We start from the raw sequence: 26,304 nt of genomic DNA, 5'->3' as shown, positions 1-26,304 counted from the left end.
TGCTCAAACCTGGTTAGGCAGAGATATTCCGTTCGCTTGACGAGTCAGCAGAAGGAGGTGGCCCCGGTGGCGATCAACTACACGACCCGACCGTGGTCGCTGAGCGCTGCCCTGTGCCCGGTGGAGGCTACCCGCCTCTCCGCGCGCGCAGAAGCTCCGATCGCGCCGGCATATCTGGCCCAGGCTCAGGCCGAGCTGCTCCTGGTGCCCACTGCCGGCACGTTCCACGGGACCAATGTGTCCACGGTCAAGGGCATTCAGGTCAAGGGCGGCATGGATGTCCGCGGCGTTCCACCTCGAAGTAGGCCGGTCTAGCAGATAGACCTCCGGCTCGCTTCGAGGCCGCGGAACCCGTAACCCGGGATCCGCGGCCTCAGTTTTTTGCTCCATCAGTTTTGCCGAAGCGGTCCATGAGACCGAAAGCGAGAGAGAGGTGACCGGGCGATGAGCCTGGCCTTGGCCAACCCCGACGCGAAGAGCGTCGAGTTGGACGCGGAACTGCCTTGTCGGAAGTTCGACCCGGACCTGTGGTTCGCCGACGCACCTGCCGAGCTCGAGCTGGCCAAGTCGCTCTGCGGGGACTGCCCGCTGCGCGTCGAGTGCCTGTCGGGCGCGGTCGAGCGCGCCGAGCCCTGGGGCGTCTGGGGCGGCGAGATCTTCGAGCGCGGCGCGGTCGTCCCCCGCAAGCGGCCCCGTGGCCGTCCGCGTAAGGAAGACGTAGCCCGCGACGCGGTCCTCCGAGTCGAGGTCGAGGCGCGGATGGCAGCCGAAGGGCTAGCCGAGCAGCCGCGCGTCGCGGTCCGACTGGCGGCCTGACATGTCAACGGTCCGCGTAAACCACACCAACACCCACGTCGAGAAACCGAGAACCAACACCATGACCACTGAAAACGGAGCCACGGACATGAATCTCATCCAAGAAGCGTTGTCCCGAGCGCGAATGCGACTGCCTCAGACCGGCAGGAAGACGCGCTCTGAGGCCACCCGATCCGCCCGCAACATCGCCATGTCTGCCCGCCGCGAGTCGGCGCGCCAGATGGGCGGCTGGTAGATCACCGCTTATCCCTTCACGGCCCGCTCCCTCCGGGGAGCGGGCCGCTCTTTATGAACATCAAGGTCAGGATCAAGGCCAGGATCAAGGTCAGGATCGGGTCCCGGGTTCGCGGTGGTCCGGACCGTTGCTCCCGCCGGGGACCGCTCGCTTCGCTTCGCTGCCAGCTCCGCTGTGGGCTTTTGATGGCGGTGCTGCTTCGCCGGGCGGCTCCGTCCTGGCCGCCCGCGGTCCTGGCAGCGGCAACGCTTCCTGACCGGCATGCCTGAAGCGGCGGTCGCAGCGGTCGCGCGGCGGCTGGTCGGGGTGGCGGCGGTGGTCGGGTGATGGCTGGTCGAGTTCGCGGCGGCGGCGCTGGTCGGGCGGCGGCCGGTCAGGTGGCGGCGGTCGCGTGGCGGTGGTGGCTGGTCGAGTCGCGGCAGCAGCGGCGGTCGCGTGGTGGCTGGTCGGGGTGGCGGCGGTGGTCCGGTGATGGCTGGTCGAGTTCGCGGCGGAGGCGGTCGCGCGGCGGCCTGAGGTCTTGCCGCGCTCGCGGCCCTTCGGTCCCTGTTGGTTTGTGCGATCGGGTGGTCTTAGGGGCGGGTCCCGTTGTCGGGCGTAGCCCACAAATCAGGATCTCCGGGCGGTGACAAGGGCCATTTGATCGCGGTGCTGCTCTGCCGGGCGGCTCCGTCCTGGCCGCCCGTGGCCCTGGCAGCGGCAACGCTTCCTGACCGGTATGCCGGTAGCGGCGGTCGCAGCGGTCGCGCGGCGGCTGGTCGGGGTGGCGGCGGTCGCGCGGCAGCAGCGGTCGGGCGGTGGCTGGTGGGGGTGGCGGCGGTGGTCGGGCGGCGGCGGTCTGGTGGTGGCGGTGGTCGCGCGGCAGCAGCGGTCGGTCGGTGGCTGGTCGGGGTGGCGGCGGTGGTCGGGTGATGGCTGGTCCAGTTCGCGGCGCCGGCGGTGGTCGGGCGGCGGCGGTCGCGCGGCGGCGGCGGTCTGGTGGTGGTGGTCGCGCGGCGCCGTTGACTGGTCGAGGTCAGGACAGCAGCGGCCGTTGCGTGGGTGGCTGGTCGGGGTGGCGGCGGCGATCGGGTGGTGGCGTTCGCGCGGCGGCCTGGGGTCTTGCCGCGCTCGCGGCCCTTCGGTCCCTGTTGGTTTGTGCGATCGGGTGGTCTTAGGGGCGGGTCCCGTTGTCGGGCGTAGCCCACAAATCAGGATCTGCGGGCGGTGACAAGGTGGAGCGCCCCACCGGACGTACGACCTTGTCACCGCCCGCAGATCCTGATGCCCTTGCGAAGCCCGACAGCGGGACCCGCCCCTTCCCCCTGGGTCCCCGCAGCTCGGGCGGGGACCGGGGCAAAGCCCCGGAAACCCGACCACCGAACCCAGAACCCACTCACTCCGCTCGCGGTGGCGACGGTCGTTGCGTGCTTGCCGGCCGTTAGTAAGCGCTCACTCTCCAGGAGGTTCGTAGGCGCTCACCCCTCCAAGACCGGTGCGGGGCTTCTGTCGTGCTCAGCGGAGATGGCCGGGCAACACGATCTCGGCCGGGTCGACCGCCGGCGCGTCCGGGGAGGTTAGTAAGCGCTTACTCCCCGCCCGGATGGTGAGCGCTTACTAACCTCAAGGACCTCCCGGCGGCCGCCAGCGCATAGCCGCAACGCCCAAAGGCGTAGATCAGCCGCTGTCCCACGACGCCAGATGCGCGCCGCAATGCAGGCAGCCGAACAGGTAGGCCGTGGGCTCGCCGGTCCGATCGAAACCACGGATGAGCTCGTCCGCGTCGCCATCCGACCAGCCCGACCGCCGGAGGTCCGCGCGGATCATGGAGATCGCGTCCGGGTGCGACGCCAGGTCGTGGTACCCGGCGGGGCCCAGGAACGCCGCGCCGTCCGCGCAATGGAAGAGCCACGACTCCTGCTGCCACCCGACAAAGCCCGGCGTGCGTTGGGTGATCTCCGTGACGACATCGAGCGGCACGTCGGCAGGGACGCCGACCGCGTCGCTGAACTGGGCCGGCTGCGCCAGGCCGCCGGCGCCGATGCCGAGTGCCCGCGCCGCCTCCCCAGAGCTGATGCAGGAAAGGCAGAGGTTCTCGGCCCGGCGGCCGTAGATCGGGCCCGTGTAGCGGACCTCCCGGTGCTGGCCGCAGACGTGGCATACGTGCTCCGCGCGTTCGGCCGAGCCGGTCGCGATCGGGTCCGGGTGGTAGCGGAACATCAGCCCGACAGGCCTCCGCCGGTGAGCAGGGCACGGGTGGCGTCCCAGCCCTCCACGGCCTGGTCCAGGGTGGCCAGGTCCGCCGGGCCGCGCAGGCGCCGCCACGGCGGCGCGGTCGCCACCTCGGCGGGGTTCGGCGCGTGCGGGCGGATGGTCGTGGCGGCCACGTCGCCGTCCAGGTCGAGGTCCGGCAGCCAGGCCGGTGCCGGCAGGCGGGACGCGACCCCTAGCAAACCCGGTCCCTCGTTCGGGGCAACGGCGAGCGTCTTCGTGGTCAACGGGCGGAACAGCTTGCCGAGGATGAGGCCGGGCAGGTCGGGCGCGTCGGCGGCGATCACCGCGGCCTGGTCGTAGCCGTCCGCGAAGGCCGCCGCGAACGTGGCGCTGACGGTGGTGGACGGGACCTCGTACACCTGCATCGAAGGCCAGGCCACCGCCTCGGCGAGGGACCGGTCCGCGGGCGTCGCGGCGATCGCCGGATCGACCTCGTTCAGGGTCGCCAGCAGGTCGACGACGTCCTCGGCCAGCGCGTGGCGCCACTTCTCGAGTTCGATGCCGGGAGGTGCCCAGGTCACCTGGGTGAGCAGTACGACGATCACACGGCGGGTCACGGACCCAAGGTTATTTCAGTCCGCCAGGACCAGCCCGGTGGTGGCGGCGACGCCCTCGAGATAGCCGCGGGCGCGCTCGGTCTTGCCGTAGCGACCCACGAGGGCCCAGAAACGGGCGTTGTGGCTGGGGACGACGAGGTGGGCGAGCTCATGGAGCAGCACGTAGTCGATCACCCAGTCGGGCATCTCCTGGATGCGGTGGGAGATGCGAATCGACCGGTCAGCGGGCGTGCAGGACCCCCAGCGGCCGTTCTGGTTGGTCACCCAACGGACACTGGCCGGTTGGGCGGCACGGGCGAACTCAGCCAGGTAGAGACCGATCAGGCGCTGCGACCGGGCCTGGAGCTCGGCGTCGCTGCGGTGCAGGCGCTGCTCGCGGGCCGCGAGACGGGCGAGCATCTTGTCAACCCACTCGGTCTCCTCGGCCCGGGAGAACTGGTCGGGTATGAGCACGACCACGCGCTCGCCGTCACGGTAGGCGGACACCGTCCGGCGCCGGCGCTGTGAGCGCCGTACCTCGACGACCGGCTTCCGTGTGGCGGCCATTACCGCACCCCGGAGCCCCGGGTTCCGTTCACGAAGGCACGCTAACCGGTAGGTGCCATGCCGCCGCAAGGGCCAACACACACGGTCACGCCGGGAAAGTGCTAGTTCACGCCGTGTCGTCCGGAAAAAATTTCGCGGGTACGCCGTTGGCGGTGGGTCCGCTGCGCCCCGAGGGACCCTACGGCAAACGTTAAGGGATGCCACGCTCGGATGGGACGTAAACGGCGTGATCCAGCTCGCACGAGCGCTTTGGTCGGCGTGTCTCGACCGAATCTGACTAATCCGGCCGAGTCCGACATGCACACTCGTCCCCGTCAGGTGTCGCATCGCACTACCAGCGGAGCCCCGTCCCTGGTGATGATCGGGTTCCTGACATGGAACCGCCCGCTTGTGGGTAGGGTCCGCGGACCGGCGGTCACACGTGTGACCGTGGAGAAGCCCCGACGTCGGCGCTCTTTGTGCCGCACCCGGGCATTCGCCGGGGCGAAACCGGCGAACAAGACTAGGAGGGCATCGTGGCCGACAAGGCCCAGACCTACAACGGGTATTGCGTCAAGTGCAAGGAGAAGCGGGACTTCACTGGCACCGTCGAGGTGTCGAAGACCGGTATGAACATGGCCAAGGGCAAGTGCCCGGTTTGTGGCACCACTGTCAACCGGATCCTCGGCAAGGCGAAGGTCTGACCGGGAGTTCCGCTCCGGCCGCAGGCCGGTGTGTTGACGCAACGACGGGAGAGGGCGGCCAGCCGGCCGTCCTCTCCGGCGTCTCGGTACGAATACGGAGTGTCATCAAGATCGGGCGGTCAGGTTACTGGCTGGTTGTGGATAACCCGCCGGAAGTTGTGGATAACCCCGTGTACATGACCCGCCACCTGTGGACAACGAGCCGATGGCCGCTAGGTGACGGTGACATTCTGTTACGTCGTGACGACCATCGGGTTGCTCCGACCGACCCTGCTGCCCGGCCTGACCCGCCTGCGGCGCGGGCCCCGCACGCTGCAGTTCGGCCTCGACCCAGGGCCTGCGGTGCTGGTCGAGCTGCCCTCCGAGCGGACCGCGGAGGTGCTCGACCTGCTCGACGGCACGCACACCGAGCGACAGGTTCTGGCCGCCGCCGAGCGCCTGGGCGTCCGTCCGGGTGACGTCCGCGCCCTGCTGGTCACGCTGCACGCCCACGGCCTGCTGGTGGCCGCACACACCCTGACCCCACCCGGCGCCGCGCCCCACCTGCGCGCTGAGGCGGCCGCACTGGCCCTCCGCCGGGCCGACCACCGGCTGCCGGGCCGCTGGTCCCTACGCGGCCCGTTGACCACACCAACCCCCAAACCCACCAGAACCGATCTCGTACGGCGAAAAGGCCATGTCGTCTCGTCCGAACCAGAGCCCGGACGTGCTGATGTCGTGAAGGGATCGGCCGCCGGGTCCGGACGGCGGGCTGTGGGGAAGGCCACCGTTGGGTTGCTCACGCCCGCTCAGGTGCTGCGGCAGCGGGCCGCCGCTCGGGTTGTGGTTACCGGTCGTGGTCGGCTGGCCACGCCGATCGCTATCGCGCTGGCCCGGTCTGGGGTTGGGCATGTCCGGCCGGATCTGGCGGGGATCGTTCGACCCGCGGAAGCCGTGCTAGGCCTTGACCCCGGCGCCGTCGGGAAGCCGCGGTTCTCCGCCGTGGCCGAGGTGGTCGTGGCCGCCGGTGCCCGACCCGGCCGGGCGAGGGCGCACATCATCGTCCAGGTCGGCGCGCAGCAGCCCGCAGAGCTGGCCGCCGCCGCTCTCCGCAGGCGCGGCCAGGCCATGCTCGCCGTCGAGCTGCACGACGGCGTTCCGGTGATCGGGCCGTTCGTCGAGCCCGGCGGCTCACCCTGCCTGGGCTGCCTCGACCAGCACCGGACCGACCGCGACCCGGGCTGGTCGGGCCTCGCGGCCGGGCTGGCCACCGCGCCGCCGCCCGCCGAGGCCGGTGGCCTGGTCGCGATCATGACGGCGGCCGCGCTCGCCGCTCACGAGGTGCTGACTTATATCGACGGTGGTGCGCCGCGGACCATCGGCGGGGCGGTGACCGTCGTCTCCCCAGGTGACCTGTGGTGGCGCCACTGGCCGGCACATCCGCGATGTTCGTGCGTACAGACCCAATTATGATCTTGGGTGTCCGGAAACTGTCAGTCACAATGATCTGGTGAGCGACATCCCGCGCCAGGCCGTTACCCGGACTGCCAAGCTCGCTTCTCTCCCACTCGGCTTCGCCGGGCGGGCCATGTTGGGCTTCGGCAAGCGGATGACCGGCATGGCGTCCGATGCGATCTCCGCCGAGTTGCAGCAGCGCACCGCCGATCAGGTCTTCGCCGTGCTGGGCCAGCTCAAGGGCGGAGCGATGAAGTTCGGGCAGGCGCTGTCCGTCTTCGAGGCCGCGCTGCCCGAGGAGATGGCCGGTCCCTACCGCCAGGCCCTCACCAAGCTCCAGGAGTCCGCCCCGCCGCTCCCGGCCGCCAGCGTCCACCGGGTGCTCGCCGACCAGCTCGGGCCCGACTGGCGCAGGCACTTCCTCGAGTTCGACGACCAACCGGCCGCCGCCGCGAGTATCGGGCAGGTGCACAAGGCGCTCTGGAAGGGCCGCGCCAAGGGTGGGCGGCCGGTCGCGGTGAAGATCCAGTACCCCGGCGCCGGCGACGCCCTGCTCAGTGACCTCAAGCAGCTCTCCCGGCTCGGCGCGATGTTCAAGGCCATCCAGCCCGGGCTCGACATCAAGCCGCTGCTGGTCGAGCTGCGGGCCCGGATCAGCGAGGAGCTCGACTACGAGCTCGAGGCGAAGGCGCAGCGGGCGTTCGCGGCCGCGTACGCCGATGACGCCGAGATCCTCGTTCCCAAGGTGGTGGCCCAGGCGCCCCGGGTGCTGGTCACCGAGTGGATCGAAGGCATGCCGCTCTCGAAGATCATCGCCGGCGGCGACCAGGAGGAGCGCGACCTCGCCGGCGCGCGTATGGCGACCCTGCACTTCTCCGCCCCGGCCCGGGCCCGGATGCTGCACGCCGACCCGCACCCCGGCAACTTCCGGCTGATGCCGGACGGGCGGCTCGGTGTGGTCGACTTCGGTGCTGTCGCCCGGCTGCCCGAGGGCCTGCCCGAGCCCGTCGGCCGGCTGACCCGGCTGGCGCTGGCCCACGAGGCGGACGCGGTGGTCGAAGGGCTGCGCGAGGAGGGCTTCCTGCGCCTCGAACAGGACATCGACGCCGAAGCCGTGCTCAACTTCCTGCTGCCGATGCTGGACCCGCTGGCCGGCGACGAGTTCCAGTTCACCCGCGCCTGGCTGCGCGGGGAGGCGGCGCGGCTGGCCAGCCCGAAGTCACCGGCCTTCCAGCTCAGCCGCCAGCTCAACCTGCCGCCGTCGTACCTGCTGATCCACCGGGTCACCCTCGGCTCGATCGGCGTCCTCTGCCAGCTCGAGGCCAAGGCGCCCTACCGCTCGATCGTCGAGGAGTGGGTGCCGGGCTTCGCTCCGGTCCCATAAGGCACTTGCCAGGCCCACGACGGGCCTGGCAAGCGGAGCGCAGCGGAGCGATCTCTCGCGGGAGGAACGGTCCGGACCACCGCGAACCCGAGTAATGGCTATTTGTCCTCGCCCGGCGGGTTTTCCTTGGGCCCTTCGGAGTCGCCGAAGTCGATGTCGCCCAGGTCGTCGAAGTCGCCGAGCCCGCCATTGTCGAACTGGGCGCGGGCGAACGCCTCCGGGTCCCCGAAATCGTCGCCGGACGGCAGCAGGTCGGGGTGGTCCCACAGCGAGTCGCGGCCCTGCACGCCCCGGTGCTCGGTGACCGCGGCCCAGAGCGCCGCCGCCTCGCGGAGCCGGCGTGGCCGCAGCTCGAGGCCCACCAGCGCCGCGAAGGTCTGCTCGGCCGGACCACCGGCGGCCCGGCGGCGCCGGAACGCCTCGGCCAGCCGCACCACGTTGGGCAGCCGGTCGCCGACGGCCATGTCGACCACGTGCCCGACCCAGCCCTCGACCAGGGCGAGCGTGGTCTCCAGGCGGGCCAGCGAGGCCTGCTGTGCCGGGGTGTCCTCGGGCGCGAAGATGCCCTCCATGGCCAGCTCCTGCATCGACTCCGGGTTGGTCGGGTCGATGCGGCCCATCGCCTCTTCGATCGCCTCGCGGTTGACCGTGATGCCGTTGGCGTAGGTCTCGATCGAGTTGAGGATGTGGCCACGGAGCCAGGGGACGTGCTCGAAGAGCCGCTGGTGCGCGGCCTCGCGCAGCGCGACGTAGAGCCGCACCTCGTCTTCCGGCAGCTCCAGGCCGGTGGCGAACTCGCGGATGTTGGCCGGGATCAGCGCACCCGTGCCGGCGGGCCCGAGCGGCAGGCCGATGTCGCCCGCCGAGAGCACCTCGGCCGCGAGCGAGCCGAGGGCCTGGCCGAGCTGGCCGCCGAACAGCGCCCCGCCCAGCGTGGTGACCATCGACTGCATCGGGCCGAGCTGGGCGCGGGCCTCCGGCGGCACCAGGTCGCCCATCGCGTTGACCATGCGGCCGGCCACCGGGTTGCAGAGCTTCTGCCAGACGTCGAGCGTCCGGAAGATCCACTCGTTGCGGTTCCAGGCGACGGCGGTCTTGACGCCCGAGGGCAGGGAAACCGCCTGCTCGAGCCAGAGATCAGCCAGGCGGAGGACCTCTTCGACAGCGTTTCGCTCGTACGGCGAGACGGCGGGGTCACCGGCCTGGGCCAGCTGTGCGGCGGCTACCTGGCGGGCCAGGTCCCAGTTGACCGGGCCGGAGCCCGGGGACGCCAGCAGCTGCTGCAGTTGGGCCATGAACTGCTGCATCTGCTGCGGGTCGTTGGGGTCCGGCGGCTGGCCGCCCGGGAGCGCGAAGCCAAACGGAATATCAGGCACATGTCAACGGTACGCGCGTCGGGCGCGCGGGACCGTACCGCGTGCTTAAGCCCAGGGAGAACTCGGGGAACGCCATTCAGGGACGCTCGGTACGCTTCCCGCCATGAAAAGTCGTGGCGTGACGGTTCTGCTCGGTGCCGTGATCACGGTGCTGCTGAGCTTCGGGGTGCTTTCCGCCCCGGTTCCGTACGTCGTGCTCGGTCCTGGCCCCACCGTCAACACCCTGGGCAAAGAGGCCGACAAAGAGGTCATCCAGATCTCCGGCACCCAGACCTTCTCCTCCGCCGGGCAGCTCCGGCTGACCACCGTCAAGGTGTCGCCGGAGACCAAGCTCCTCCCCGCGATCGCCGGCTGGTTCTCCGACAAGCAGGCCGTCGTGCCCAAGGAGTTGATCTACCCGCCCGACCAGACCGAGCAGCAGGTCGAGCAGCAGAACGCCGAGGACTTCCAGGCGTCGCAGACCAGCGCCGAGACGGCCGCGCTGACCAAGCTCGGCTACCCGATCCAGGTCACGGTCAAGTCCGTCACGAAGGACGGCGCGGCCAACTCGCTGCTCAACGCGGGTGACGTGATCACCTCGGTCGACGGCAAGGCCGTCAAGACAGCGCCCGACCTGACCGACGCGATCCGCGCCAAGCCGGCCGGCAGCACGATCACCATCGGCTACACCCGGGGTGGCCAGGCGGCGGAAACGCAGATCACCCCGAAGACGGTCGACGGGCAGCAGCGCATCGGCGTCGAGATCGAGCAGAAGCAGCCGCACCCGTTCGACCTCAAGTTCGACCTGGAAGACATCGGCGGGCCCAGCGCCGGCCTGATGTTCACCCTCGGCATCATCGACAAGCTCGGCGCCGACGACCTGACCGGCGGCAAGATCATCGCTGGTACGGGCACGATCGACGACCAGGGCAACGTCGGCCCGATCGGTGGCATCCCGCAGAAACTGGTCGGCGCCAAGGACGCCGGCGCGGTCGCCTTCCTGGTGCCCGCCGACAACTGCGAAGAAGCGAAGAACAACGCCGTCGACGGCCTGCCGATGTACAAGGTGGGCAACGTCGACGACGCGCTCGACGCCCTCAACTCGCTGAAGACCGGCAGCCCAGCCCCCATGTGCTAGCGCCCCGTAGTCTGAACACCGCCCCCTGAGCTAACCAAGCGTTGCGGAGCCAACTGTGGTCATGCGTAGCAGTCCCCTGCCGAGAATGAGCCGCCGTGGCCGCGTGACGGTCGGCGTGCTGGTCGGCGTCTTCGTGTTGTTCACCCTGCTCGGTTGGGGTGTCAACGCGTGGACCGACTGGCTGTGGTTCGACGAGGTGCACTACACCGCCGTCTTCACCGACGTGCTCACCACCCGCCTGCTGTTGTTCCTCGCGGTCGGCGCGGCGATGGCGATCGTGATCGGCGGCAACCTCTACCTGGCCTACCGGCTCCGCCCGCTGCTGCGGCCGCACTCGTCGGAGCAGCAGACGCTCGACCGTTACCGGGTCGCGCTGTCGCCGCGGATCGGCACCTGGGTCACCGTCGTCTCGATCGTGGTCGGCCTGTTCGCCGGGCTCTCCGCGCAGGGCCGGTGGGACACCTGGATGCTGTTCCGCAACGCGCAGCCGTTCGGCGTCAAGGACCCGATCTTCAATATCGACGTCGGGTTCTACGTCTTCCAGTACCCGTTCTACAAATACCTGCTCGGCGTCGGCTTCACCGCCGTCGTGCTCGCGGTCATCGGCTCGCTGGCGGTGCACTACATCTTCGGCGGCGTGCGCCTGCAGGGCGGCGGCGACCGGATCACCAACGCGGCCCGCGCCCACCTGACCACCCTGGTCGCCGTCTTCGTGCTGTTCAAGGCCGTCGCCTACGTGCTGGACCGGCGCGCGCTGCTGCTGTCCTACAACGAGGGCGCCAAGGTCTACGGTGCCGGTTACGCCGACGTCAACGCGCTGCTGCCGGCCAAGGAGATCCTCGGCTACATCTCGATCGTCGTCGCGATCGCGATCATCCTGTTCTCCAACGCGTTCATCCGGAACCTGGTCTGGCCGGGCGTCTCGCTGGCCCTGCTCGGCATCTCGGCGGTCGCGATCGGCGGCATCTACCCGTCGGCCGTGCAGAGCTTCACGGTCAACCCGAGCACGATCGACAAAGAGCGGCCGTACATCAAGAACAGCATCGAGGCGACCAGAGCCGCGTTCGGGATAGCCGACGTCGACATCAACGCGTACCCGGGCAGCAGTCAACCGCCACCCGCGAGCCTGGCCACCGACACCTCGATCGTGCCGAACATCCGGCTGCTCGACCCGCAGCTCCTCTCGGAGACGTACACGCAGCTCCAGCAGGCTCGTGGCTTCTACAACTTCGGCGACAAGCTCGACATCGACCGCTACACGGTCGACGGCAAGACGCAGGACTACGTGGTCGGCGTCCGGGAGATCAACTACCGGACGGGCCTGACCGCGCAGCAGAGCAACTGGCTCAACCGCCACACCATCTACACGCACGGGTACGGCGTGGTGGCCGCACCGGCCAACGAGGTCTGCCGGGAGCAGCCGAGGTTCGTCTCCGGCTTCCTCGCGGACGAGGGCACGGGCTGCCAGTCGGCGACCGAGGAGATCAAGACCGAGCAGCCCCGGATCTACTACGGCGAGCAGATGGACGACGCCGACTACGCGGTCGTCGGCTCGCGCGGCAACGGCAGCAACGCCGAGTTCGACCGCCCGACCGGCAACGACGAGCAGTACTACACGTACGACGGCACGGGCGGCGTCCCGATCGGCTCGTTCGCCCGCCGGCTGCTCTACACGGTGAAGATGCAGGAGACCAACTTCCTGCTTTCCGAGGCGGTCAACGACAACTCGAAGCTGCTGTACGTGCGCAACCCGCGCGACCGGGTCGCCAAGGTGGCGCCGTTCCTCAAGCTTGACGGCGACCCGTACCCGGCGGTGGTCGGTGGTCGGGTGGTCTGGATCGTCGACGGCTACACGACCGCGGCCACCTACCCGAACTCCGAGCGGGTCAACCTGCAGTCGGTGACCAGCGACGAGCTGACCACCAGCGGTGCGGTGGTCGCACAGGCCCGGGAAGAGATCAACTACATCCGCAACTCGGTGAAGGCGACCGTCGACGCGTACGACGGGACGGTCAAGCTCTACGAGTACGACGACAAGGACCCCGTCCTGAAGGCCTGGAACCAGGCCTTCGGCGGCAACCTGATCGTGCCGAAGGCGGAGATCCCGCAGGAGCTCAGCGACCACCTGCGCTACCCGGCCGACCTGTTCAAGGTGCAGCGCGACCTGCTGGCCCGCTACCACGTGACCGAGCCCAACGAGTTCTTCTCCGGGCAGGACTACTGGGAGGTCCCGAACGCGCCGGACGACCCGGACAGGGGCCAGAAGCAGCCGCCCTACTACCTGATGACGCAGATGCCGGGCCAGGACGGGGCGCGGTTCCAGCTCACGTCCGCGGTCACGCCACGCGGCCGCCAGAACCTGGCCGCGATCATCTCCGGGTCGTACGTGAACGGCCAGCCGAAGTTGGAGGCGCTGGAACTGCCCGACCAGACGGTCGTGGCGGGCCCTGTCCAGGTCCATCAACAGATGACCAACGCCACCGACGTACGTGGCCAGCTCTCGCTGCTCTCGGCCGACAACAAGGCCACGGTGCAGTACGGGAACCTGCTGTCGCTGCCCTTCGACAACGGCATGCTCTATGTCGAGCCGGTCTACGTGAAGAGCAACCAGAACAACGCGTACCCGCTGCTGCAACGGGTCCTGCTGTCCTACGGCGACGGTTCCAACGCGGTCCTGGCCAGCAGCCTGCAACAGGGCATCAAGGACCTGGTGGCCAAGGGCGACGCGCAGAGACAGCAGACCGGCCAACCACCGGGCCAGCCGGAGACGCCCGAGCAGCCGCCGCCGCCCACCGGCGACCAGCCACCCGCGATGTCGCCGGAGCTGGCAGCCGCGGCCGCACGGTTGTCGGCGGCCATCGACGAGGTGAAGGCCGCCCAGGCGTCCGGTGACCTAGCGCGGTACGGCAAGGCCCTCGCGGACCTGGAAACGGCCAGCGACGCGTTCCAGGCGGCCCAGCGGACGGCCAGCAACCGCCCGGTGGGCTCCGGCACCACGCCGACACCGACCGGGTCACCGGCACCGCCGACGACGCCGCCGTCACCATCGGCGGGTTGACCCTCCGGACGGGGGCCGGCGGCCACGCCGGCCCCCGTTTTGGCACCACGCAACAGGGTGCGCTAGTCTTAACAAGCCGACGCGGGGTGGAGCAGCTCGGTAGCTCGCTGGGCTCATAACCCAGAGGTCGCAGGTTCAAATCCTGTCCCCGCTACAAAAGGGAACGGCCCTCCAGAGATCATCTGGGGGGCCGTTCTTGTTGGCCATCGACCGGAGCCCAAGCCGCTCCGCTCGACGTGCTTCAGGTGGGTAGGTCGAGGTAGCGCTCCTCACAGAGCGGACACCTGGTCAACGACTCATGATCCCGGAACGGGACAAAGTAGATACCGCACATAGATCGGACACCAAGGCCCTCAACCGATCTGAGGGCGAGGTCGCGCCGATGCGTGGGGCAAATAGTCGGTCGGCCGCCCAGAACACGTTGTCAGCGCCAGACGAGCTCCACGAGGTCGGCGACTGAGTTGACGATCAGGTCCGGCTGGTACGGGAACTGGCGCACCTCGTCGGCCCGGCGGGTGCAGCCGCTGAGCACCAGGACCGTGCGTAGGCCCGCTTCCACGCCGCCGACGATGTCGGTGTCCATGCGGTCGCCGACCATCGCGGTGGTGCGCGGGTCTCCGCCGATGATGCTCAGGCCGGTGCGCATCATCGTCGGGTTCGGCTTGCCGATGAAATACGGCGTGACCCCGGTCGCGGCGGTGATCATTGCGGCCACGGCGCCGCAGGCCGGTCGGGTGCCGGCCGGCGTGGGGACGCTGCGGTCCGGGTTCGTCGCGATGAACCGGGCCCCGGCCGCGACCAGCGCGCAGGCGCGGGCGACGGCCTCCGCCGAATAGCTGGCGAGCTCACCCAGCACCACGTAGTCCGGGGCGACGTAGTCCAGGTCGTAGCCGGCCATCGCGGCCACCAGACCCGCCTCGCCCAGCAGGTACGCCGATCCGCCCGGGTGGTGGGTGGCCAGGAAGCGGGCGGTCGCCTGCGCGCAGGTCCAGATCGCGGTCTCCGGGATCTTGAGGCCGACCGCCGCGAGCTTCGCGCTGACCTCGTCCGGCGGGTACAGCGAGTTGTTGGTCAGCGCGAGAAAGGGCACGCCGCGCGTGGTCAACGCACCGACGAAGTCCTCGGCGCCCGGGATGGCCTCGCCGCCTCGCACGAGGACGCCGTCCATGTCGACGAGCCAGTGCTCGACAAGCGGGAAAGTCTCGATCGGAGCCACCGGGCCAACGCTAGTGGAAAATGGCGTTTTCCCTGGTCAGCGCCGCGCGCGGGCTGTTCTGCCCGCGCGCGGCCGGCTGCTCAGTGGCGGGAGGTGAAGGTCGACAGGAAACGGTAGTTGGCCGGGTTGCCGGTGTTGTCGAAGCACATGACGTTGACCAGGGCGTCCGAACCCGCGTTGACCCACGGCTGGCCGAGGCCGCAGTAGTTCGGGCCGTCGCCGTACGCGGTGACGTGGGTGTTGGTCTCCCGAATGCCGATCTGCGGGTACTTGACCTCGTAGGTGCCGCCCGCGAGCATTCCCACGCCGTTGGCGCCGAAGCCGAGCTGGTGGTTGTAGTTGGTCTGGCCGCCGCCTGCCGACCAGATGTAGCCGAAGTACTTCGGCACGTCGACGGCGCCGAAGACCGCGCGCTGGCGGTGGTACGTGATGAAGAAGTCGGTGCTGGTGAGCGCGCCGGCGGCGTTGACGCAGACGACGACGACGTCGATTTCCAGGCCTACGGGCGACCAGGACTCGACCTTGCAGCGGCGGGCGACCGCGTTCGGCTGGATCGCCGTGACCTGCACGTTGCCGGACAGGCCCGCGCCCACCACGCCGACGCCGGGGATTCGCACGAGGTAGCGCCCCGGGGTCAGCAGGCCCGTGCCGGGTGCGCCGGCGCCGGTGCTGTTGTACCACTGGACCGCGGCGCCGGCGGTGTTCACCTGGGCGGTCGCATAGGCGCCCGGCGGGAAGACCCCCGAGCTGGTCGACCACATGATCGTGAACGGGGTGTCGGCCAAGATGCCGCCGGGGCGGTGGCACGCCACGTCGACGATCTCGTCGGCTCCGGCGGAGCCCCAGCGGAACACCTCGCAGTAGTTGCCGGCCCGGCTGACCGCGGTGACGTGCACGGTGCCGCGCGTACCGCTGGCGACCTGCGGGAACGTGACCCGGAACAGGCCGACGGCCAGCTTGCCGCCGGTGGCCCAGAGGGCGGGGAAGGCGGCCCGCCAGCTTCCCCACTGGCGGGTCGTGTCGAGGGTCGTGCCGGCGGGCACGGTCGGGTTCCACACTGCGGCGAAACCCCACCGGTCGGGTGTCGCCGCGGCGGCGGGCGGGGCCGGGGCGACGGCGACTGTGACCGCCGCGACCAGCGCAAGGGCGAGGGGACGGACTCGCATGCGTTGTACCTCCAATTGAAGAAGTTCAATCGAGGCTGCCGGGCACGCGTCCGGTCCGCTGTCAGATCATGCGCAGTGGGCCCAGTTCTGCCGGTCCTCAGGCGACCTCGACGTAGTCGACCTCCGCCCAGCGGCTGCGGAAGCCGAGCCGGACCGTGTTGGTGCCGGCCGCGAGCGTGACGTCCGCGCGGACCTCGCGCCAGGTCTCCCAACCCGTGTTCGGGTACGTGACCACGTGTGCGGCGCCGCCGTTGACGCTCAGGTTGTGCTGGGCTTCCCCGAAGCCGGCCGAGTATCCGATGTGGACCGTGTAGGCGCCGGCCCTGGGCGCGAAGACGGAGATGGCGACGGTGCTGTCGGCGTAGTCGATGTAAGCCACCGCCTGCCCTTGCGACGCGGTGGACGTGGCCCGCACAGCGCAGTGCGTGAGGCTTCCACGCTCGGCCTCGTAGCGGACCCGGCTGCCCCGCACCACCGGAAAGCCGCCGGACCAGCCGAGCGCGGCCACGTACGTGCCGCGGGCGGTGTTGTTGTTGATCCAACCGTGGAACACGAGGTGGTCGCCGCCGCTCTCGCGCACGACGTCGGCGCCGCCCGGCCCGCGCACCGTGCCGTCCAGGCTCGCGGTCGTCAGCAACGAGCGGAATGCTTTCGTGTACGGCCCGGTCAGCGCGGTCGCGGTCGCATAGCTGGTCTGGTACGCGTCGTCGCCGTAGCCGCCGAGGGAGTAGAAGAGGACATATTGGCTGCCGACCTTGGTCAGCACCGGTGCCTCGATCACGCCGCTCTCCTCGGGCCGCCCGCTGCGCAGCAGTTCCACCCGGGCACCCTGGAGCGTGACCCCGTCGGCCGCGACCCGCTGCAGCCAGAGGCTGGTTGGCTGCCCGATCGCGTTCCCGTCGTCCTTGTAGAGCAGATAGCGCAGCCCGGTCGAGTCGGTGAAGCTCGACGCGTCGATGTCGCCGCCCTCGCCCGCGTCACAGACCAGTGGGCCGGTGCCGACGGGGCTGAACGGGCCGAGCGGGCTCGTGGCGAGTGCGGCACCGAGACACTGGCGCCCGGTCGCGCTGCTGCGGGCGGTGTAATAGAGCAGGTAGCGCCCGTCGGCCCGAACCGAGACGTCGGGCGCCCAGGTGCGACCGCCACTGGCCCAGGCACCGAGCGTCGGCAACGCGTCGGGGCGCCGAGTCCACCGACCGGTCAGCGTCGCCGCGGTGGCCACGGGGACGTTGCCGTTCGCGTTGTTGGTCGAGTAGGCGTAGTAGCTGGATCCGAACCGCGACACATCGGGATCGGGGAAGTCACTGGCGATCACGAGCGCGGGGGCGGCCGTCGCCGCGTGCGCGGCCGATGTTGTGACGACGGTGGCGATCGGAAGCGCCACGACCAGAACAGCCAACCGCACAAGAAATCGACGCATGACTATTTCTAGCACGGGCTGGGCGGCGCGCCTATCGTGTGCGACGTGACGGCGGAGAATCTGCGGGACCTCCTCGACCGGGTGGCGGGGACGCCCGGATGCGCTGTGCTGCCGCCGTCGGGCCAGCCCATGCACCGCATCCCGGCTGATCTCCGGGAGCTCTACGACTTCTGTGGCGGGGCCCGGCTGTGGGGATGGCGGCTGTCGGGCCCGACCGAACTGGTGCCGGCAAGTCCTCGCCTGTTGGGGGAAGCCGTCGCGCGCGAGGTCGCGGTGGACCAACCCGACGATCTCACCAACGGCTGCTACGTCATCGCCGACGGCGGCGGTGCGACCACCGACGAACACGTCGTCATCGACCTGCATCCGGCCCGAGCCGGGCGCTGTTACTTGGCTTTCTGGGACTCCTACGGCCTTGTGGGCGAGATGCCCGTCGTCGCGAGGTCAATCCCTGAACTACTCCGCTGGCTTCTCGACACGAACGGCGTGGATCCGACCCTCGCGCCCACCCATGGCGACGCCTACGGATGAGGCGCCGACGAACGCCGCGACAGCGCGGCGGAGTTCGGTGTCGGACAACGGTGTCGCCCGTGGGTAGTGGTCGCCCTCCGCGAGTGGAAGACACCCTCGACCTCTTCGATCGTGCGAGACGCAAGACGATCCACCTCGCCAGTGTCCCGCATTCAAGCAAGCCGGCTACCCACTAGTCACGGAGAGCGCGCCGCTGGATTCGGGCCCTGGCCTTGCGGAGGACGCCTGGCACCAGTCCACGGTGGACGGCGGACAGCGGTGGCCAGGCGTACCGGCCGACGGGTCCGTCGTAGTGCAGGAAGGTCCACAGCGACACCCGCCCACCCGCCGCGCACACGACCAGGTTCGCGTGCAGGAACCAGGAGTCGGCCTCCAGCCGGATCCAGTCGTCACCCCGCGCGCCGATGCGCCAGCCGGCGATCGTCGACGGGGAGCGGCCGTATCGCAGGCGCAGGCCCAGGATCACTCGCCAGATGAGGATCTCGGCCGGTGTGGGGACGTCGCCGAACATCGCTCTCGCCCACCGCTCGGCCCCTGCCGACACCTCCGTAGCCAGCGCGAAGTGGTCGGCGTAGTCGATCACCGCCAGCGAGCTGCGAGCCCGGTCCGGCGCGGGGATGTCGACGGTCATCTCGCTGCCTCCTACGGATCTATACGATGGCGTACAACTCCAGGCTAACGCCTGTTATACGGTGGCGTATATAGAAGGTGGGCACGATTGTGGGTGCTACCCGCACCACCCGCGAGCAGTGGGTCGAGGCCGGGCTGCGGGCGCTCGCCGACGGCGGTCCCGACGCCGTCCGGGTCGAGGCGCTCGCCAAGGCGCGCGGCGTCACCAAGGGCGGCTTCTACGGCTCCTTCGCCGACCGGGAAGCGCTGCTCGAAGCCATGCTCGACACCTGGGAGCGGGAGAGCACCGACGAGGTGCTCGCGCGCGTCGAACAGGCCGGCGGCGACGCCCGCGCCAGGATCACCCGGGCCGGTCTGCTGACCTTCTCCAGCGACCGCCTGCGGCCGATCGACCTCGCCGTGCGCGACTGGGCCCGCCGGGACGCGTGCGTCGCCGAACGGCTGCGGCGGGTCGACAACCGCCGGATGGGGCTGCTGCGCGAGTTGATCGGGATGCTCCGCGAAGACGCGGACGAGCAAGAGGTCGAGGCGCGCAGCCTGCTGGCCTTCTGCCTGGCCATCGGTGCGGAGTTCCTCGCCGCCGACCACGGCGACCGGACCCGGTCACAGGTCGTCAGCCGGGCCGCGGACCTGCTGTTCGGCCAGGAGGCCCCGGAAGCGTCACCGTGACGACGAGACCGCCCTCCGGGTTCGGGCGGGCCGTCGCCTCCCCACCGTGTGCGCGGGCCACCGAGCGGACGATCGACAACCCCAGCCCGGCACCCTTGGCGGTGACGAGCCGGTCCGCGTCCATGCGCCGGAAGGGTTCGAACAAGCCCGGGATCTCGTACGCCGGAATGACCGGTCCCGTGTTCGTGACCTCGATGTGCGCCCGGCCGTCCGGACCGCGTCGCGTGGTGACGCTGGCGAAGCCGCCCGGGTGGTTGTGCCGGATGGCGTTCTCCACCAGGTTCTGCGCCAGTCGTTCCAGCAGCACCGGGTCGCCGCCGGTCGGTGCCGGGCCGGCCGCCTCGGTCAGCGTCACCGACGCGGCGCGGGCCTCGTCGACGGACTGGGCGACCACGTGGGTGGCGATGTCCGCCAGGTCGATCTCCTGCCGGTCGACGACCTCGTGTTCGGAACGGGCCAGCAGCAGCAGGCCGGTGATCAGCCGCTCCTGCCGGCTGTTGATCTCCAGCAGCGTCTCGCCGAGCGAGATGACGTCGGGCGAGGCCGTGCGGCGGTTCATCGCCACCTCGACCAGGGCGCGGTTCAACGTCAGCGGCGTACGCAGCTCGTGCGAGGCGTTGGCCACGAACCGCCGCTGGCCCTCGAACGAGCGGTCCAACCGCGCGACCATCGTGTCGAACGTGTCGGCCAGCTCCTTGACCTCGTGGTCGGCGCCGGTCAGGGCGATCCGCTCGTGCAGGCTCAGGTCGGCGCCGCGGGCGATCCGGCGGGCCGTGTCGGTCACCCGGTGCAGCGGGGCGAGCACCCGGCCCGCCACCAGCCAGCCCAGGCCGATCGCGGCGCTGCCGACCAGGCCCAGCGCGATGCCGCCCTGGGTGAGCTGGGAAGTCAACGCCTCGTCGCGTACCTCCGACTGTTGTTTGGCCATGTATTGCGGCACGTCGTCCACGGGGATCTGCTGGCCGTCGGCGGTCCGGAAGAAGACCGTGTCGGTGGCGCCGGCGTCGCCGGGCCCGACGAGCTGGCGGTTGACCATCACGCCACCCCCGCGCGGCAGTTGTTGCTCCACCAGCAGGTGGGTCACGCCGAGCACCACCAGGCCGCCGACCAGGAACAGGCCGCCGTAGACGAGCGTGAGCCGGGTACGCAGGGACAGGCGCCTCACGAGATCCGGTACCCCTCTCCGGCCAGGGTCTCGATGACCGGCGGGTCGCCGAGCTTGCGGCGCAGCTTGAGCACGGTGAGTCGCACCGCCGACGTGAACGGGTCGGCGTTCTCGTCCCAGACCTTCTCCAGCAGCTGTTCGGCGCTGACCACGGCACCGTCGGCCCGCAACAGCTCGGCCAGCACACCGAACTCCTTTTTGGACAGCGGCACGTAGCGGTCGTCGCGGAAGACCTGGCGCCGCGCCGTGTCGAGGAGGATGCCGGCCCGGCGCAGCACCGGCGGCAGGGCCGGGCGCGCCCGCCGACCTAGCGCCTGCACCCGCGCGGCGAGCTCCACGAAGGCGAACGGCTTGGGCAGGTAGTCGTCGGCGCCCAGCGACAGGCCCGCGACCCGGTCGCCGATCTCGGCGGCGGCCGTCAGCATGAGGATCCGCGCGGTCGCGTCGGAGCCGACCATGGCCCGGCACACGTCGTCACCGTGCACCTTCGGCAGGTCGCGGTCGAGCACGACGACGTCGTAGTCGTTGACGGCGAGCCGTTCCAGCGCCGCGTCGCCGTCGAGGGCCACGTCGACGGCGTGCGCGTCGTCGCGCAGCCACTCGGCGATCGCCTCGGCGAGCAGCCGTTCGTCCTCGACCACCAGGATCCGCATCGCCCCATGGTGCCGAGCCAACCTGTTTCTTCGCTGTTAGCGCTTTCGGAAGCGCCACGGAAACGGCGCGGGGCGTTGACTTCGCCGGCACAGCGGCTCGCAGCCGAGCGGGCTGTCCGGCTCGGGAGAAGTCATGAAACCAAGGCACGCGCTGCTGTCGCTGGCGCTGCTCCTGGCGCTGACCGCCTGCGGTGGCAAGGGAAACGACGGCGACGGGGTCGCATCGGTCGGTGGTACGCCCAGCGCGGCGGCCACCAGCGGGCAGCCGTCACGGGAGGACGTCGAGGAGCTGGCGTTGAAGTTCGCGCAGTGTATGCGCGAGCACGGCGTCGACATGCCCGACCCGGAGATCGACGGCGGCCGGATCACCCAGCGGATCAACGCCGGACCCGGCGGGCGCGAGACGGTGGAGGCCGCGCAGGAAGCCTGCAAGGAGTACGCGCCGTCCGGTCCGAGCGGCGGAAAGCCTGACCCGCAGGCGCAGCAGGAGATGCTCGACCACGCGCAGTGCATGCGCGACAACGGCGTCGAGAAGTTCCCGGACCCCAACCCCAACGAGGGCGGCGTACGAATCGACGGCTCGATCACCGACGACCCGGACTTCAAGCGGGCGCAGGAGGCGTGCGACGCGAAGCTCGGCCGGCCGGGAGCGGACAAATGAGCCGTGGCCGCAGGATCGCGGGTGGCGCGGTCGGCGTGCTGGCGGTCGGCGCCGCGACCGCGGCGACCATCGGCTTCGGGTTCGGCTCGCCGGACGTCGGCGGTGCCGCGGCGGCGCTGCCACCCGCGACCGCGACCGTGACGCGGGAGACCCTCGACGACACCCAGACCGTCGACGGCGACCTGGGGTACGGCGACACGACAGCGCTGAGCGGCCGGGTCGCCGGCACGGTCACGTCCCTGCCGTACGCGGGATCGGTCTTCCAGCGGGGTCAAGCTTTGTACAAAGTGGACAACGACCCGATCGTGCTGATGTACGGCGGCGTGCCGGCCTATCGCAGCCTCGGCCCGGGCGACGAGGGTGCCGACGTCAAGGCGCTCGAGGCGAACCTGAAGGCCCTGGGTTACACCGGTTTCACGGCTGACGACGAGTACACCTCGTCCACCGCCGACGCGGTGCGCGACTGGCAGGACAACCTCGGCGTCACCGAGACCGGGCGGGTGGAGCTGGGCCGGATCGTCTTCGCGCCCGGCCCGATCCGGGTCGACAGCGTCCAGGCGACGCTCGGTGGCACGACCGGGCCCGGCCAGGAGGTGCTGGCGTACACGGGCACCAGCCGGGTGATCACCGTGCAGCTCGACATCGGCGAGCAGCGGCTGGCCAAGAAGGGCACGAAGGTCTCGGTCGAGCTGCCCGACGGCAAGCGGGTGGCCGGCGCGGTGCAACGGGTCTACACGGTGATCGAGGCCAGCGACGACCCGAACGGCGCCCCGGAGACCAAGATCGAGGCGCAGATCTCGCTCGCCGACCCGAAGGCCGGTGCCGGGCTGGACGTCGCGGCGGTCGAGGTGACGTTCACCGCCGCCCAGCACGCCGACGTGCTCACCGTGCCGGTGGCGGCGCTGGTCGCGCTGGCCGAGGGCGGCTATGGCGTCGAGGTGGTCGAGGGTTCGACGACCCGCTACGCGCGGGTCGAGACGGGCCTGTTCGCCGGCGGGCGAGTCGAGGTCAGCGGCGACGGCATCGCCGAGGGCGTGACGGTGGGGATGCCGTAATGATCCAACTCCAAGCCGTCTCGAAGACCTATCCCGGCGGGGTCAGGGCGCTCCGCGGCGTCAGCCTGGAGCTCGGCGCGGGTGAGCTCGTCTCGATCGTCGGCCCGTCCGGCTCCGGCAAGTCGACGATGCTGCACCTGCTGGGCACGCTGGACACCCCGACATCGGGTGCCGTGGTCGTCGACGGGCACGACGTGTCGCGACTCTCCGACCGGCAGCTCTCCGCGCTGCGGGCCCGCCGGATCGGTTTCGTCTTCCAGCAGTTCCACCTGGCGGCGGGGGTCAGCGCGCTGGACAACGTCGCCGACGGCCTGTTGTACGCCGGTGTCGCCCTCGCCGAACGTCGCCGCCGGGCGGGGGCCGCCCTGGACCGGGTCGGCCTGGCCCACCGGCTCGACCACGAGCCACACGAGCTGTCGGGCGGCGAGAAGCAGCGGGTGGCGATCGCCCGGGCCGTCGTCGGCGAGCCCGCGGTCCTGCTGGCCGACGAGCCGACCGGCAACCTCGACTCCGCGTCCGGCGCCGGAGTGCTCGCGCTGCTGCGGGACCTGTACACCGCCGGCACCACGGTCGTCGTGATCACCCACGACCGCGAGATCGCCGACAGCCTCCCTCGCCAGGTGCGCATGCGCGACGGGGAGGTGGTGACCGCATGAGCCCGAGACCATTCCAGCGGCGGGCGCGGACGAGTCCGAGCCTCAAGGCGTCCCGGCTGCGGCCGCGCGACATTCTGCGGGTGGGGGCGGTGGGGCTGCGTACGCGGCCGACCCGGGCCTTGCTCTCCGCTCTTGGCATCGCGATCGGGATCGCGGCGATGATCTCCGTGGTGGGGATCTCCGCGTCGTCGCGGGCCGACCTCGATCGTGAGCTGGCCGCGCTGGGCACCAACCTGCTGACGGTCTCGCCCGGGCAGTCCATCTTCGGCGAGGATGCCAGCCTGCCGGCCGCGGCCGAGGCGATGATCGAGCGGATCGGGCCGGTGCGGTCGACCTCGGCGGTCGGGGCCGTCGGCGGCGCGAGCGTCTACCGCAGCGACCGGATCCCGGCGGCACAGACCAACGGCCTCGGCACGTACGCCGCCCGGCTCGATCTGCCCGAGACCGTCTCGGCGGAGCTTCGCAGCGGCGTCTGGCTCAACGCGGCGACCGAGCGGTACCCGGCCGTCGTGCTCGGCGACGCCGCCGCCCGCCGGCTCGGGATCAGCCGGGCCGGTCCCGAGGTCGAGATCCTCGTCGGTGGTCAACGGTTCGTGGTCGTCGGCATCCTGGCCCCGGTCGCGCTGGCCGAGAACCTCGACAGCGCCGCGATCATGGGTTGGCCCGTGGCGGAGCGGCTGTTCGGCTTCGACGGCCACCCGACGACCGTCTACACGCGGTCGGCCGAGAGCCAGGTCGAGGCGGTCCGGGCGGTGCTCGGGCCGACGGCGAACCCGGAGGCACCGAACGAGGTCGACGTGTCCCGCCCGTCGGACGCGCTGAGTGCCCAGCGGGCGGCCGGCGCCGCCTTCACCGGGCTGCTGCTCGGCCTGGGCGCGGTGGCGCTGCTGGTCGGCGGGGTCGGGGTGGCCAACACGATGGTCATCTCGGTGCTCGAGCGGCGCGGCGAGATCGGCCTGCGGCGGTCGCTGGGCGCCACCCGCGGCCAGGTCCGGACCCAGTTCCTGGCGGAGTCGCTGCTGCTGTCCGCCCTGGGCGGCATCGGCGGCGTGCTGCTCGGGATCGTCGTGACCACGGGGTACGCGTACTACCAACACTGGCCGACCACGGTGCCGGGCTGGGCGACGGCCGGCGGCGTGGCCGCGACGGTCCTGATCGGTGGCGTCGCCGGCCTGTATCCCGCGATCCGGGCCGCCCGCCTGTCGCCGACCGAGGCGCTCGCGGCCCCGTGACGCGAGGGGCACGAGTAATTCTATCTAACTAGTAGGATATGTGGGTTTGCTCACGTTGAGTTGAGTAATGCCGTACGCAGCCGGCACGGTAGAGGGCCGTGGATCCGCTTCGGCGGATCCACGGTCGTGTCTCATCTCTCAGGACGGCGTGCCCCCGTGATCCGCATCAACGGTCTGCGCAAGACGTACCGAGGCCGTGGCGGAGACGTCGCCGCGGTGGCGGGCGTCGACCTGACCGTGCGCGCGGGCGAGGTCTTCGGCGTGCTCGGCCGCAGCGGTGCGGGCAAGAGCACCCTGTTGCGCTGCGTGAACATGCTCGAGCGGCCGGACGCCGGGACCATCACGGTCGACGGCGTGGACCTCGCCGGGCTCAGCGAGACCGGCCTGCGTACCGCCCGGCAGCGGATCGGCATGATCCATCAGCATTTCGCGCTGCTCTCGTCGCGTACCGCCGCCGGAAATGTCGCGTTCCCCTTGGAAGTCATGGGCATGCCGCGCCGGCAGCGCGCCGACCGGGTCGCCGAACTGCTCGACCTGGTGGGCCTGCGCGATCGGGCCGGCGCGTACCCGGCGCAGCTCTCCGGTGGTCAGAAGCAGCGGGTCGGCATCGCCCGCGCGCTGGCCGGCGAGCCGAAGGTGCTGCTCTCCGACGAGGCGACCTCCGCGCTGGACCCGGACACCACGGGCTCGATCCTGGCGCTGCTGCGCGACCTCAACCAGCGGCTCGGCCTGACCATCCTGCTGATCACGCACGAGATGGAGGTCGTCAAGCGGATCTGCGACTCGGTCGCGATCATGAGCGACGGCGTGATCACCGAGGCCGGGCCGGTGCACGAACTGCTGGCTCGTCCCGATTCGGCGCTCGCTCGCGGGATCTTCCGCCTGGGTCCGCCGCCGGTGCTCGACGACGCGACGATCGTCGACGTGACCGTGGTCGGCGACGGCTCGCTGATCTCGGACGTCGCGCGCACCCACGACGTCGACGTGCGCATCCTCGACGGCTCGGTCGAGACGCTGGCTGGTGGGCGGGCGGGTCTTTTGCGGCTGGCGCTGCCCGGGTCGCCGGCGTCGAACGCCGCGGCGCTGAGCCAACTGCGTGCCGGCGCCGTCGCGGTGGAGGTGCACCCGTGACCTGGTCCGAGATGGTCCCGCTGCTGTGGGAGGCGACCAAGGAAAGCGCCTACATGGTGCTGGTGGCCACCCTGCTCACCGCCGTCGGCGGCCTGCTGGTCGGCGTGGCCCTGGTCCTGACGGACCGCGGCGGCCTGCTGGCGTTGCGGCCCGTCAACGCGCTGCTCGGCCTGATCGTCAACATCGGCCGGTCGCTGCCGTTCATCATCCTGCTCGTCGCCATCATCCCGTTCACCCGGGCCGTGGTCGGCACCACCATCGGCACGTCGGCGGCCATCGTGCCGTTGACCGTCGGCGCGATCCCGTTCTACGCCCGCATCGTCGAGACGGCGATCCGCGAGGTCAACCGCGACGTGGTCGCCGCAGCCAAGGCGATGGGCGCCTCCCGCCGGGAGATCGTCGTCAAGGTGCTGCTCCGCGAGGCCCGCCCGGGCCTGGTCGCCGGCCTCACCATCACGGTGGTCGCGCTGGTCGGCTACTCCGCCATGGCCGGCGTGGTCGGCGGCGGCGGGCTCGGCGACCTGGCCATCCGCTACGGCTATCAGCGCTTCGAGACCGGAGTCATGATCGCCACCGTTGTGCTGCTCGTCGTCTTCGTGCAGCTAGCCCAGATGCTCGGCGACCTCGTCGCTCGGCGTCTATCCCACAGGTAGAGAAAGG

General features: G+C 70.6%; 26 protein-coding genes and 1 tRNA gene. 16 read left to right on the top strand and 11 right to left on the bottom strand.

Annotated elements, in window-relative coordinates; translation table 11 throughout:
- Window positions 1-66 precede the first annotated feature (66 nt).
- Together CHC05_RS10010 and CHC05_RS10005 are read left to right on the top strand one after the other, a co-directional pair.
- The gene (locus tag CHC05_RS10010) at window positions 67-315 is read left to right on the top strand and encodes a hypothetical protein (RefSeq protein ID WP_144022536.1); all 249 of its coding nucleotides are present in this window, start codon (window positions 67-69) and stop codon (window positions 313-315) included.
- A gap of 129 nt (window positions 316-444) precedes the next feature.
- On the top strand, window positions 445-816 hold the full coding sequence (locus CHC05_RS10005) for a WhiB family transcriptional regulator (protein ID WP_089247040.1): 372 nt from the start codon (window positions 445-447) through the stop codon (window positions 814-816).
- A gap of 1,891 nt (window positions 817-2,707) precedes the next feature.
- Here CHC05_RS10005 and CHC05_RS10000 read toward each other — a convergent pair.
- The 3 genes from CHC05_RS10000 to CHC05_RS09990 are packed head-to-tail and all read right to left on the bottom strand — an operon-like array spanning window position 2,708 to window position 4,407.
- Window positions 2,708-3,250, bottom strand: a complete 543-nt coding sequence (locus tag CHC05_RS10000) for a CbrC family protein (RefSeq protein WP_089247038.1) — start codon at window positions 3,248-3,250, stop codon at window positions 2,708-2,710.
- Window positions 3,250-3,861 (bottom strand): hypothetical protein, encoded by a 612-nt coding sequence (locus tag CHC05_RS09995; RefSeq protein WP_089247036.1) that lies wholly within the window; start codon window positions 3,859-3,861, stop codon window positions 3,250-3,252. The genes CHC05_RS10000 and CHC05_RS09995 overlap by 1 nt, the downstream gene beginning before the upstream one ends.
- Window positions 3,862-3,876: 15 nt before the next feature.
- Window positions 3,877-4,407, bottom strand: a complete 531-nt coding sequence (locus CHC05_RS09990) for a M48 metallopeptidase family protein (protein WP_089247034.1) — start codon at window positions 4,405-4,407, stop codon at window positions 3,877-3,879.
- A 515-nt stretch (window positions 4,408-4,922) separates the two neighbouring features.
- Between CHC05_RS09990 and CHC05_RS41370 the strand changes: the two genes are divergently transcribed.
- The 3 genes from CHC05_RS41370 (at window position 4,923) to CHC05_RS09980 (ending at window position 7,908) form a co-directional block, all read left to right on the top strand.
- Window positions 4,923-5,090 (top strand): DUF5679 domain-containing protein, encoded by a 168-nt coding sequence (locus CHC05_RS41370; protein ID WP_170215861.1) that lies wholly within the window; start codon window positions 4,923-4,925, stop codon window positions 5,088-5,090.
- A 240-nt stretch (window positions 5,091-5,330) separates the two neighbouring features.
- Window positions 5,331-6,542 (top strand): TOMM precursor leader peptide-binding protein, encoded by a 1,212-nt coding sequence (locus tag CHC05_RS09985; RefSeq protein WP_089247527.1) that lies wholly within the window; start codon window positions 5,331-5,333, stop codon window positions 6,540-6,542.
- A gap of 37 nt (window positions 6,543-6,579) precedes the next feature.
- Window positions 6,580-7,908, top strand: a complete 1,329-nt coding sequence (locus CHC05_RS09980) for an ABC1 kinase family protein (protein WP_089247032.1) — start codon at window positions 6,580-6,582, stop codon at window positions 7,906-7,908.
- A 98-nt stretch (window positions 7,909-8,006) separates the two neighbouring features.
- Here CHC05_RS09980 and CHC05_RS09975 read toward each other — a convergent pair whose 3' ends face one another.
- Complete coding sequence (locus tag CHC05_RS09975; protein ID WP_089247030.1) at window positions 8,007-9,284, bottom strand: zinc-dependent metalloprotease; 1,278 nt, start codon at window positions 9,282-9,284, stop codon at window positions 8,007-8,009.
- Window positions 9,285-9,387: 103 nt separating this feature from the next.
- On the opposite strand from CHC05_RS09975, the gene CHC05_RS09970 reads away from it, so the two are divergent.
- The 3 genes from CHC05_RS09970 to CHC05_RS09960 all read left to right on the top strand — a co-directional run bounded on the left by CHC05_RS09970 (window position 9,388) and on the right by CHC05_RS09960 (window position 13,613).
- Window positions 9,388-10,401 carry a YlbL family protein gene (locus CHC05_RS09970; RefSeq protein WP_179266112.1) on the top strand — a complete coding sequence of 338 codons (1,014 nt, stop codon included), beginning with the start codon at window positions 9,388-9,390 and terminating at the stop codon, window positions 10,399-10,401.
- Between the two features lie 61 nt (window positions 10,402-10,462).
- The gene (locus tag CHC05_RS09965; protein ID WP_179266111.1) at window positions 10,463-13,459 is read left to right on the top strand and encodes a UPF0182 family membrane protein; all 2,997 of its coding nucleotides are present in this window, start codon (window positions 10,463-10,465) and stop codon (window positions 13,457-13,459) included.
- Window positions 13,460-13,539: 80 nt separating this feature from the next.
- Window positions 13,540-13,613: transfer RNA gene (locus CHC05_RS09960), tRNA-Met, on the top strand.
- An 87-nt stretch (window positions 13,614-13,700) separates the two neighbouring features.
- On the opposite strand, the gene CHC05_RS43400 is transcribed toward CHC05_RS09960, so the two are convergent.
- The 4 genes from CHC05_RS43400 to CHC05_RS09945 all read right to left on the bottom strand — a co-directional run bounded on the left by CHC05_RS43400 (window position 13,701) and on the right by CHC05_RS09945 (window position 17,261).
- Window positions 13,701-13,856: a DUF3039 domain-containing protein gene (locus CHC05_RS43400; protein ID WP_425426730.1), complete on the bottom strand. Its 156-nt coding sequence runs from the start codon at window positions 13,854-13,856 to the stop codon at window positions 13,701-13,703.
- 27 nt (window positions 13,857-13,883) lie between these two features.
- Window positions 13,884-14,627: an HAD-IIA family hydrolase gene (locus CHC05_RS09955; protein ID WP_089247525.1), complete on the bottom strand. Its 744-nt coding sequence runs from the start codon at window positions 14,625-14,627 to the stop codon at window positions 13,884-13,886.
- Window positions 14,628-14,755: 128 nt separating this feature from the next.
- Complete coding sequence (locus tag CHC05_RS09950; RefSeq protein WP_089247024.1) at window positions 14,756-15,841, bottom strand: hypothetical protein; 1,086 nt, start codon at window positions 15,839-15,841, stop codon at window positions 14,756-14,758.
- A gap of 97 nt (window positions 15,842-15,938) precedes the next feature.
- The gene (locus CHC05_RS09945) at window positions 15,939-17,261 is read right to left on the bottom strand and encodes a family 43 glycosylhydrolase (RefSeq protein ID WP_089247022.1); all 1,323 of its coding nucleotides are present in this window, start codon (window positions 17,259-17,261) and stop codon (window positions 15,939-15,941) included.
- A gap of 45 nt (window positions 17,262-17,306) precedes the next feature.
- On the opposite strand from CHC05_RS09945, the gene CHC05_RS09940 reads away from it, so the two are divergent.
- A complete protein-coding gene (locus CHC05_RS09940; RefSeq protein ID WP_089247020.1) occupies window positions 17,307-17,792 on the top strand; it encodes an SMI1/KNR4 family protein in 486 nt (161 codons plus the stop codon).
- A 172-nt stretch (window positions 17,793-17,964) separates the two neighbouring features.
- Here the strand turns inward: CHC05_RS09940 and CHC05_RS09935 are convergent, their stop codons facing one another.
- Entirely contained in the window at window positions 17,965-18,423 is a 459-nt protein-coding gene (locus CHC05_RS09935) for a hypothetical protein (protein WP_089247018.1), read from the bottom strand.
- A gap of 89 nt (window positions 18,424-18,512) precedes the next feature.
- Here CHC05_RS09935 and CHC05_RS09930 point away from each other — a divergent pair, with 89 nt between their 5' ends.
- Entirely contained in the window at window positions 18,513-19,091 is a 579-nt protein-coding gene (locus CHC05_RS09930; RefSeq protein ID WP_179266110.1) for a TetR/AcrR family transcriptional regulator, read from the top strand.
- On the opposite strand, the gene CHC05_RS09925 is transcribed toward CHC05_RS09930, so the two are convergent.
- Window positions 19,036-20,256, bottom strand: a complete 1,221-nt coding sequence (locus CHC05_RS09925) for a sensor histidine kinase (RefSeq protein ID WP_089247014.1) — start codon at window positions 20,254-20,256, stop codon at window positions 19,036-19,038. The genes CHC05_RS09930 and CHC05_RS09925 overlap by 56 nt on opposite strands.
- Complete coding sequence (locus tag CHC05_RS09920) at window positions 20,253-20,909, bottom strand: response regulator transcription factor (protein ID WP_089247012.1); 657 nt, start codon at window positions 20,907-20,909, stop codon at window positions 20,253-20,255. Before CHC05_RS09920 ends, CHC05_RS09925 begins: the two co-directional genes overlap by 4 nt.
- Before the next feature lie 133 nt (window positions 20,910-21,042).
- On the opposite strand from CHC05_RS09920, the gene CHC05_RS09915 reads away from it, so the two are divergent.
- The 6 genes from CHC05_RS09915 (at window position 21,043) to CHC05_RS09890 (ending at window position 26,297) form a co-directional block, all read left to right on the top strand.
- Window positions 21,043-21,570 (top strand): hypothetical protein, encoded by a 528-nt coding sequence (locus CHC05_RS09915; protein WP_179266109.1) that lies wholly within the window; start codon window positions 21,043-21,045, stop codon window positions 21,568-21,570.
- Window positions 21,567-22,625: a peptidoglycan-binding protein gene (locus tag CHC05_RS09910; RefSeq protein ID WP_089247010.1), complete on the top strand. Its 1,059-nt coding sequence runs from the start codon at window positions 21,567-21,569 to the stop codon at window positions 22,623-22,625. Before CHC05_RS09915 ends, CHC05_RS09910 begins: the two co-directional genes overlap by 4 nt.
- Window positions 22,625-23,281, top strand: a complete 657-nt coding sequence (locus CHC05_RS09905; protein ID WP_089247008.1) for an ABC transporter ATP-binding protein — start codon at window positions 22,625-22,627, stop codon at window positions 23,279-23,281. Before CHC05_RS09910 ends, CHC05_RS09905 begins: the two co-directional genes overlap by 1 nt.
- Window positions 23,278-24,513 carry an ABC transporter permease gene (locus CHC05_RS09900; RefSeq protein WP_089247006.1) on the top strand — a complete coding sequence of 412 codons (1,236 nt, stop codon included), beginning with the start codon at window positions 23,278-23,280 and terminating at the stop codon, window positions 24,511-24,513. Before CHC05_RS09905 ends, CHC05_RS09900 begins: the two co-directional genes overlap by 4 nt.
- Before the next feature lie 156 nt (window positions 24,514-24,669).
- Window positions 24,670-25,644, top strand: coding sequence for a methionine ABC transporter ATP-binding protein (locus tag CHC05_RS09895; RefSeq protein WP_089247004.1), 975 nt, complete (start codon window positions 24,670-24,672; stop codon window positions 25,642-25,644).
- Window positions 25,641-26,297: a methionine ABC transporter permease gene (locus CHC05_RS09890; RefSeq protein ID WP_089247002.1), complete on the top strand. Its 657-nt coding sequence runs from the start codon at window positions 25,641-25,643 to the stop codon at window positions 26,295-26,297. Before CHC05_RS09895 ends, CHC05_RS09890 begins: the two co-directional genes overlap by 4 nt.
- The last annotated feature ends 7 nt before the right edge of the window (window positions 26,298-26,304 follow it).

It is taken from the genome of Asanoa hainanensis (assembly GCF_900188485.1).
GTDB lineage: Bacteria > Actinomycetota > Actinomycetes > Mycobacteriales > Micromonosporaceae > Asanoa > Asanoa hainanensis.
This window is presented reverse-complemented; position numbering and strand designations above follow the sequence as displayed.

What these genes read in the sequence shown, in the direction of transcription:
- CHC05_RS09915 (WP_179266109.1), top strand. Translation starts at nt 21,043, where the DNA reads ATGAAACCAAGGCACGCGCTGCTGTCGCTGGCGCTGCTCCTGGCGCTG.
- CHC05_RS09920 (WP_089247012.1), bottom strand. Translation starts at nt 20,909, where the DNA reads ATGCGGATCCTGGTGGTCGAGGACGAACGGCTGCTCGCCGAGGCGATC.
- CHC05_RS09945 (WP_089247022.1), bottom strand. Translation starts at nt 17,261, where the DNA reads ATGCGTCGATTTCTTGTGCGGTTGGCTGTTCTGGTCGTGGCGCTTCCG.
- CHC05_RS09950 (WP_089247024.1), bottom strand. Translation starts at nt 15,841, where the DNA reads ATGCGAGTCCGTCCCCTCGCCCTTGCGCTGGTCGCGGCGGTCACAGTC.
- CHC05_RS10000 (WP_089247038.1), bottom strand. Translation starts at nt 3,250, where the DNA reads ATGTTCCGCTACCACCCGGACCCGATCGCGACCGGCTCGGCCGAACGC.
- CHC05_RS09955 (WP_089247525.1), bottom strand. Translation starts at nt 14,627, where the DNA reads ATGGACGGCGTCCTCGTGCGAGGCGGCGAGGCCATCCCGGGCGCCGAG.
- CHC05_RS09990 (WP_089247034.1), bottom strand. Translation starts at nt 4,407, where the DNA reads ATGGCCGCCACACGGAAGCCGGTCGTCGAGGTACGGCGCTCACAGCGC.
- CHC05_RS09910 (WP_089247010.1), top strand. Translation starts at nt 21,567, where the DNA reads ATGAGCCGTGGCCGCAGGATCGCGGGTGGCGCGGTCGGCGTGCTGGCG.
- CHC05_RS10005 (WP_089247040.1), top strand. Translation starts at nt 445, where the DNA reads ATGAGCCTGGCCTTGGCCAACCCCGACGCGAAGAGCGTCGAGTTGGAC.
- CHC05_RS09970 (WP_179266112.1), top strand. Translation starts at nt 9,388, where the DNA reads ATGAAAAGTCGTGGCGTGACGGTTCTGCTCGGTGCCGTGATCACGGTG.
- CHC05_RS09900 (WP_089247006.1), top strand. Translation starts at nt 23,278, where the DNA reads ATGAGCCCGAGACCATTCCAGCGGCGGGCGCGGACGAGTCCGAGCCTC.
- CHC05_RS09905 (WP_089247008.1), top strand. Translation starts at nt 22,625, where the DNA reads ATGATCCAACTCCAAGCCGTCTCGAAGACCTATCCCGGCGGGGTCAGG.
- CHC05_RS09935 (WP_089247018.1), bottom strand. Translation starts at nt 18,423, where the DNA reads ATGACCGTCGACATCCCCGCGCCGGACCGGGCTCGCAGCTCGCTGGCG.
- CHC05_RS09965 (WP_179266111.1), top strand. Translation starts at nt 10,463, where the DNA reads ATGCGTAGCAGTCCCCTGCCGAGAATGAGCCGCCGTGGCCGCGTGACG.